Here is a 3,990-nt window from a genome sequence, read left to right on the forward strand (position 1 = left end):
GCCGCCGGGAGGCGTACCGGGAGCGCCGGGTGGTCCGGGGGGACCGGGCGGCTGGGGTGTGCCGGGCGTGCCGGGCGGGCCTGGGGGCTTGGGCACGTTGAGCCCGCCCTGGCTGGGGTCGGCCAGCATGGTCGCGGCCTGGTGCACGCCGCCGGGAGGCGTACCGGGAGCGCCGGGTGGTCCGGGGGGACCGGGCGGCTGGGGTGTGCCGGGCGTGCCGGGCGTGCCTGGGGGCTTGGGCACGTTGAGCCCGCCCTGGCTCGGGTCGGCCAGCATCGTCGCGGCCTGGTGCACGCCACCGCTGCCGTCGCTGCCGTCGCTGTCCCCGCTGCCAGGCGGCGGAGTCGGCGGCTGCGGTCCGTCCGGGCCGAGCTGCGAGACGAGCTGCGTCGGTACGTAGCCACCGGCCGGTACTCCCGGAGTTCCGGGACCCGACGACGGCGGGGGAGGCGTACCGCCGGGAGGCGTGCCGGGGACGCTGGGCGCGCCGGCGGGCGGCGGAGGCGGGGGCGTCGCCTGGCCGGGCGCGGCGTCCGAGCCGCCCGCGGCCCTGTCGGCCTCTTCGGCCCCGCCGGGCCCGATGGCTCCGCCCGGCCCGGCGGCCGTCTGCGGCGGTCCGTCGGGCGACCGCGGTACGTCCAGCGCCGGGGACACCGCCGTCTTGGGGAGCTGGCTGCCGCCGGACATCAGGGCCGTGGGCGCGTCCGGGGCCACCCTCGGCGGCGGCGTGTCGTCGGCGTCGTCGCCCGCGAGCGGGGGCGCGAACACCGTCGCGGGCAGCGGCACGGAGCGGTTGTCCGCCTCCGCGTCCGCGTTGGTGTCCGTGCCGGCCCAGGGAGTGCTCCCGCCGGGCACCCCGGCCGCCGTCGCGGCCACGTCGTCGGAGACGGCCGGGCGCTGACCGCCCTGCGAGCCGCCCGCGCTCGGCCACGCCGGGGCGGGCGTGGGCTCGGCGGGGGGCGACGCGGCCGGTGCGGTCTGTGCGTTCTGCGCGTCCTCGGTGGTCTGTGCGTCCTCCGGGGCCTGTGTGTCCTGCGCGTCCTGCGCGTCCTGCGTGTCTTTGGCGGACGCAGCCGCGTCCGTGGGCTCGCTCGACGTCGACGACCGGCGGTCGGGGATGCCCATCTTGTCCGCCGCTTCCTGCAGCCACTCCGGTGGAGTGAGCAGGAACGACGTCTGGTTCAGGTCCGGCCGCTCGGGCGCGGCGGGCGCCGGGGGCTCCGGCGCCGCGTCGGGGGCGCCGTACTCCTCCTCGTACCGGCTGATCACTTCGCCGACCGGCAGTCCGGGCCACAGTGTGGCCTCCCCGCTGTCGCGCGCGATGACCAGCCGCTGCTGCCCGCCGTCCGAGCTCGGACCGTCCGCGCGGTCCTCGGCCCAGACGACGAAGCCCAGGCCGAACTCCCGTACCCGCACCTCCCGGTGCTGGTACGCGGGCATCCCGCCGTTGATCCACTGTTCCGCGCGTTCCTGCGCCTGCGCGAAGGTCACCATCGCGCTCACCCCTTAAGCCGATACGGGGACGGCGCGTGCGAAGCCGCCGTCCACCATCAGGTTCGCCACGGTCTCCAGCTCCGGGGGATTGCCCGCGAGCCGTGCCAGGAAGGCGTCGAAGTCGTCACCGCAGGGCAGCAGCAGCCGCTCCACGCGTTCGGCGGGCGACCAGCCGTCCTGGTCGCGTGCGTCGTCGTACGGGCTGAACCAGACCGTGCCGACCGCATCGCCCTTCACCTTGACCGCGAGGATGCCGCCCTGGACGAAGCCGACGGCCAGGTAGTCCTTGGTCAGGTGGTCCCGCAGGCACTTGTTGACATAGACGAGGTCGTTGACCGCGGCCTCGTCGCGCACGGTGAAGAACGGCTGGTCGACCAGGAGCCCGAACTCCGGGTCGTGGGCCGCGCCCACCGGCGCGCAGCCGCCCGCCGCCTTCAGGAACGACCGGTACGCGCCCGGCAGGCGGTAGCCGAGGTCCTCCTCGACGCCGAGCAGCTGCTGCTCGGTCACCGCCACCGTCGCCTTCGGCAGCCCGAAGTGCGCCGGGCGCGGGGCCTGGAGCGGGCGGGTGCCGCGCTTGGCCTGGTCGACGGGCGCGGTCGCGAGGCCGCCGTGGTGCCGCAGCAGCGCCTTCACCTCGACCGGGATCAGGTCGATCCTGCGGGTGCCGGGGGTGTGGTGCCAGGTCCAGCCGTGCGGCGTCGCCACCGCGGGGATGGTGTCCCACAGCTCGTGGCCGTCGGCGGCCAGCGCGGCGTTAGCCGACACGTAGTCGGTGAGCCGCAGCTCGTCGATGCCGAAGCCCTCCGGGGGCTCGGCGATCTCGGCGGCGGCGCGTGCGTACGGCGAGAAGTCCGGGTAGCCCTGGTCGTCCACGCGCACCCCTCTGGGGTGGCGTGCGGCCCGGACCGGGTCCGGGAAGTGCACGACCTGCCCGGCGTAGGCCGCGTTCGGCGGCGCGGCTTGCTGCCCGAGCCGACCTGTCGTCATGGCGGTTGCCCCCTGCGGCACAGCTGATGGTTTGCGGACGGGCACAGCCTAAGCGGTGACGGGGCACCGGTCACCGGCCCTCCGTTTCCGTGACCAGTGGTCCACCGGTGATCACCGGTCGGTGACGGTGAGACGAAACCCACACGGGAGGCACAGGCTCAGCTTCCGTACCAGCCGCCCCATTTGACAGGCTGTCTCCGCACACGGGGGAGTGCCGAAGCGGCCATCGTCGCAGGGCACGGGGAGGACGTACGGACTGGTGAGCACCGCACAACCAAACATCGCGCAACCAAACATCGCACAACCAAACAACGCGCACGCCGGGGAGACGGGGCCTGCCGGGGATCCTCGGCTGAGCTGGAGTGGGGCGGGTTCCGGTACCGGGTCGGGGCCCGGCGCAGGAGTGGGTTCCGGTGTCGGGGCGGGCCCGGTGCCTGTGCTTCGGCAGCGGCGGGACGGCATTCTGCCGACCGTGGCCGCCGCGCTGTCCGTGCGCGGCGAGACACTTACCGGTACCGCGGCGCGGTCCGAGGCCGCGCCCGTGCTGCATCCGCTCGTCCGGGACTTTCTGGCCTCGCTCGCCAGCGGGGAGCGGGATCGGTTCACCGGGCGCTGCCCCGAGGCCATCCTGATCTCCCGGCGGCTCACCGCGTACGAGGACGGGCGGTCCAAGCGTGCCCAGCGCAAGCCGCTTGCTGTGGGCGAGGCCCGCAAGGCGCTCAAGCACGCCAAGCTCACGGCGCGCCGCATCCGGGAGGACGGCGACCCGCTGCATGGCGGCTTCGCGCCGCCCTGCCGGTCCTGCGCGGCGCTCGCCGAGCACTTCGGCGTGCGTGTCGTCGACCCGGCCGGGGGGCAGGACTGATGGCCGCCGCAGCTGATCGTGCCGCTGAGCGCGGGTCCACGACCCGGTTCTCCGTCCAGGTCGACGCCGCGTTGCGCGGGGCGGGCTGGCGGCCGGGGCGCTGGGACATCAAGCAGGCCGAGTACTGGGCCGACACCCTGCGCGCCCATGTGTCGCCGGTCGGGCACCGGCATGTGGTGTTTCCGGCCGCGGTGGAGGCGTGGGCGGAGTTCGGGGGGCTGCGGGTGGTTCCGGCGGGGCCCGGGCGGGAGGTCGCGCCCGTCGCGTTGCGTCTCGATCCGCTGTGCGGGCTGCATCTGGCGCGCACGCTGGGCGATCTCGGGCGGGCGCTGGGGGTCGAGGTCTGTCCGCTGGGGGACGAGCCGGACAGTGGCGCGGTGCTCGCGATTGACGTGCGGGGGCGGGTGTACGGGCTGGACCACGGCGGTGACTGGTACCTGGGCGCGGACGTCGACCAGGCCCTGCATACCCTTCTTTCGGGTGCGCTCCCTGTGCGGCTGTCGGCCGTGGTCTGAGCCGCGTGCTGTTGCGTTGTGGGGGGGGGGGGGGGGGGGGGGGGGGGGGGGGGGGGGGCCCGGGCCCCCCCCCCCCCCGCCCCCCCGGCCCCCCCGCCGCGCGGCCCCCCCCCCCCCCCCCCCCCC

Annotated in this window: 3 protein-coding genes and 1 pseudogene; 2 read left to right on the forward strand and 2 right to left on the reverse strand. The window is 75.7% G+C overall.

What is annotated here, in order from left to right:
- Both ACX6XY_RS29825 and ACX6XY_RS29830 read right to left on the reverse strand, forming a co-directional pair.
- Window positions 1–1,494: pseudogene (locus ACX6XY_RS29825) on the reverse strand (SUKH-4 family immunity protein); the annotation flags it as partial.
- Between the two features lie 12 nt (window positions 1,495–1,506).
- Entirely contained in the window at window positions 1,507–2,484 is a 978-nt protein-coding gene (locus tag ACX6XY_RS29830) for an HNH endonuclease (protein ID WP_460337672.1), read from the reverse strand.
- A gap of 280 nt (window positions 2,485–2,764) precedes the next feature.
- Here ACX6XY_RS29830 and ACX6XY_RS29835 point away from each other — a divergent pair, with 280 nt between their 5' ends.
- Entirely contained in the window at window positions 2,765–3,349 is a 585-nt protein-coding gene (locus ACX6XY_RS29835) for a YwqJ-related putative deaminase (RefSeq protein WP_460337678.1), read from the forward strand.
- The gene (locus tag ACX6XY_RS29840; protein WP_460337675.1) at window positions 3,349–3,864 is read left to right on the forward strand and encodes an SUKH-3 domain-containing protein; all 516 of its coding nucleotides are present in this window, start codon (window positions 3,349–3,351) and stop codon (window positions 3,862–3,864) included. Before ACX6XY_RS29835 ends, ACX6XY_RS29840 begins: the two co-directional genes overlap by 1 nt.
- Window positions 3,865–3,990: the final 126 nt, after the last annotated feature.

This window comes from Streptomyces sp. O3 (assembly GCF_054788135.1).